The following is a 3,662-nucleotide window of genomic DNA, read 5'->3' as shown; positions in this document are numbered from 1 at the left end:
GTCCGACTCGCCCACTGCGGACCCGGGCCCGTCGGGCACGCCCGGCGACGGCTGCGCCTCCGCCCCCGGAGCCCCGGGAACGCCGTCCTGACCCGTGCCGCCCTGAACCGTGGCGCCCTGACCCGTGCCGCCCGGCCGTCCTCCCCCGACCCGGCCGTACCGACTGTGCCGTTCTGTAGGGGGCGGCGGGTGCGGGTGCTCCACATTGTCCGGTCACGCGGGCCGCGGATTCCGTGAGGCTGGTGTGCATGCTGCGCAACTACATCAACGGTGAGTTCAAGGAGGCGGCCGACGGCCGCACTCTCGATGTGATCGACCCCTGTACCGGAGAGGTGTACGAGACGTCCGCGCTGTCGGGCGCCGCCGATGTCGACGCTGCCATGGAGGCCGCGGCCGCCGCCTTCCCCGCCTGGCGCGACGCGACCCCCGCCGCCCGGCAGAAGGTGCTGCTGCGTGTCGCGGACGTCTTCGAGGAGCGGGCGGCGGAGCTGATCGCGGCCGAGGGGCGTGACACGGGCAAGCCGCTCGCACAGCTGACGGACGACGAGATCCCGCCGGTCGTGGACCAGCTCCGCTTCTTCGCGGGTGCGGCGCGGCTCCTGGAGGGCCGGTCGGCCGGTGAGTACATGGAGGGGCTGACCTCGATCGTCCGGCGCGAGCCGGTGGGCGTGGTGGCGCAGGTCGCACCCTGGAACTACCCGCTGATGATGGCGGTCTGGAAGTTCGCCCCGGCCCTCGCGGCCGGTAACACGGTCGTCATCAAGCCGTCCGACACCACCCCCGCTTCGACCGTCCTGGTCGCGGAGATCATCGGCGGTGTGCTGGCCGAACTCGGCCACAGCCAGGGCGTGTTCAACGTCATCTGCGGAGACCGCGAGACCGGCCGGCTGATGGTCGAGCACGCCACCCCCGCGATGGCCGCGATCACCGGCTCGGTGCGGGCCGGCATGCAGGTCGCCGCTTCGGCCGCCAAGGACGTCAAGCGGGTCCATCTGGAGCTGGGCGGCAAGGCGCCGGTCGTCGTCTTCGACGACCTGGACGGCGAAGCCCTCACCAAGGCCGCCGATGACATCGCGGTGGCCGGTTACTTCAACGCGGGCCAGGACTGCACGGCGGCGACCCGTGTCCTCGTGCACGAGTCCGTCCACGACGCCTTCGTCGCGGCACTCGCCAAGGCCGCGGCAGCCACCACGACCGGCGGCCCCGACGTCCCCGGCGCGTTCTTCGGCCCGCTGAACAACGCCGGCCAGCTGGCCCAGGTGACCGGGTTCATCGACCGGCTCCCCGGCCACGCCACGGTCGAGGCGGGCGGACACCGGGTCGGTGACCAGGGGTACTTCTACGCCCCCACGGTCGTCTCGGGACTGCACCAGGACGACGAGATCATCCAGAACGAGGTCTTCGGACCGGTCATCACCGTCCAGTCGTTCAGCACCGAGGAGCAGGCCGTGGCCTACGCCAACGGCGTCGACTTCGCCCTCGCGTCGTCGGTGTGGACCAAGGACCACCAGCGCGCGATGCGGATGTCCAGGAGCCTGGACTTCGGCTGTGTGTGGATCAACAACCACGGCGCGCTCGCCGCGGAGATGCCGCACGGCGGGTTCAAGCTCTCCGGCTACGGCAAGGACCTCTCGGCGTACGGATTCGAGGACTACACGCGCATCAAGCACGTCATGACCGCGCTCTGACACCCGGCAGCGCGCCGTCGCGTGCTGACACCCGGCAGCGCGCCGTGCCACCGGTGAAGGCCCGCGGAGACGCGGGCCTTCACCCTTCCCCGGCCGTCTCCGGCGCGGGCAGCGGCTCAGGCTCGGCCTCGGCTTCGGGCACCTGCTCGGGCTCCGGCTCGGGCTTGGCCGCGGGCTCCTGCTCGGGCTCCCCGGAAACGGCCGCCCCGGGAACGGCCGGTCCGGGTGCGCCCTGCCGCGGGATCTCCCGCCCGGCGCTCTCCTGTCTCGCCAGGAACAGGCGCAGCTGCTCCTCCTCCACGATCCGCCGGGCCAGGCTCCCGTCGGAGACGTCCACGGCGTCGGGCGTCGCCTCGGCGACCTCGCTGCGCCGGGCGTACGCGTCGAACAGCCGCGTCTTGTCGGCCAGTACGCCGAGTATCCGGGTATCCACGCTGTCGGCGGCCAGCAGCCGGTGCACCCGTACCGTTCTGAGCTGGCCCATCCGGTGGGCGCGTGCCACGGCCTGGTGCTCCATGGTCGGTTTGATCTGCGGCTCGCACAGGATGACGACGGACGCCGCCTGCATGTTGAGGCCCACCCCGCCCGCCTGGAACTGGCTGAGCAGCACCGCGTGCCCGGGGGCGGCCGAGAACGCGTCGACCAGTTCCTGGCGGCGGGCGGCCGGCAGAGCGCCGTCGACCGGCCCGTAGGCCGTACCGCCGAGCGCCGACCCCACCGTGGCCAGTACCTCGCGGAAGTACGAGAAGACCACGACCTTCAGCCCGTTGGCCGCGGCCTCACCGACGACCTCGCGCAGCCGTCTGAGCTTCGCCGAGCCCTCCGGACTGGCGTACGCGGCCCGGCGCATCCGCATGAAGTGCCCGTCGGCCACAGCCTCCCGGTACGCGGCCAGATCCTCCGCGCTCAGCTCCTCCCACTCGTCCACGTGCACCAGCGCGGGCAGCTCAGTGAGGACGTCCTCCTGGTTGCGGCGCAGATAGGCCGGAGCGACAGCCCTGCGGAACACCTGCGAGCCGGCCGCCGCGTCACGGTCGCGTACCGCGGGCACCAGCTCGGGCTGGAGCCGGTCGACCAGACTGCGGAACTCCTCGACCCGGTTCTCCATCGGGGTGCCGGTCAGGAAGAGCACCCGCCCGGACACGCCGGTCCAGTCCGCCACGGCCTTCGCCCGCCGGGTGAGCGGGTTCTTGACGAAGTGCGCCTCGTCGACGACGAGCATCTCCGGGCGCACGTCGTCCGGGACCGTGAGCAGATGCAGCACATCGAAGGTGGTGACCGCCACTCCGCCCTGCTCGCACCACTCGGCGAACGCCGCCCGGCGCCCGGGACCGTGGACCGGCCGGGCGGTCAGTGTGGAGCGGGAGCCCACCTCGCGCGTCCAGTTGATCAGTACGCTCGCCGGGCAGACGACCAGGAAGTGCGTCGCACCGCCCGCCGCCAGATGGGCCAGCGCCGCGATGGCCTGGACCGTCTTGCCGAGCCCCATCTCGTCCCCGATGATCACCCGGCGCTGCACCAGCGCGAACCGCGCCCCGAAGGACTGGTAGCCGCGCAGGGAGACCCGCAGCCTGCTGTCGTCCAGCTGCTGGGCCCGGACCCGCCCGGCGATACCGGAGGGTACGAACCCCTCCGCAGCGGCGAGATCGGGGCCCTGGCCGGCGAACTCCGCCAGCAGGCTGTAGTAGTCGGCCGAGCTCAGCTCGAAGCCGACCCATGCCTCGGCGTCGGACGCGGGCACCCGGAGCAGATCGGCCGAGACCTGGGCGAACAGCAGCGGCAGCCCGTCCGCAGCCGACTGCCCGACGAGGTCCCCGACGGCTTCGAGCGCGGCGAGCACCTCCGTACGCCTGGCCCGGCCCGCCAGCGCCATCCGGAGCCTGCTGCGGGCAGGACCGGCCTGCGGCAGGAGCCGGTCGAGCTCGGCCGTGAGCCGCTGCGCCGTGTCGTGGGCGCGGCGCAGCCCCGGCCCGG

The 3,662-nt window shown here is 72.7% G+C and carries 2 protein-coding genes; one reads left to right on the top strand and one right to left on the bottom strand.

Annotated features, from left to right (window positions below; translation table 11 throughout):
- Positions 1-248: 248 nt before the first annotated feature.
- Positions 249-1,688: an aminobutyraldehyde dehydrogenase gene (locus tag G3I19_RS35260; RefSeq protein ID WP_164267763.1), complete on the top strand. Its 1,440-nt coding sequence runs from the start codon at positions 249-251 to the stop codon at positions 1,686-1,688.
- A gap of 79 nt (positions 1,689-1,767) precedes the next feature.
- Here the strand turns inward: G3I19_RS35260 and G3I19_RS35255 are convergent.
- Positions 1,768-3,662: DEAD/DEAH box helicase (locus G3I19_RS35255; RefSeq protein WP_203601058.1), on the bottom strand; the 1,895-nt coding region annotated here is incomplete at its 5' end.

It is taken from the genome of Streptomyces sp. SID10853, from assembly GCF_010548145.1.
Taxonomy (GTDB): domain Bacteria; phylum Actinomycetota; class Actinomycetes; order Streptomycetales; family Streptomycetaceae; genus Streptomyces.
Note: the sequence above shows the minus strand (reverse complement) of the source record. Positions and strands in the feature narration are given on the sequence as shown.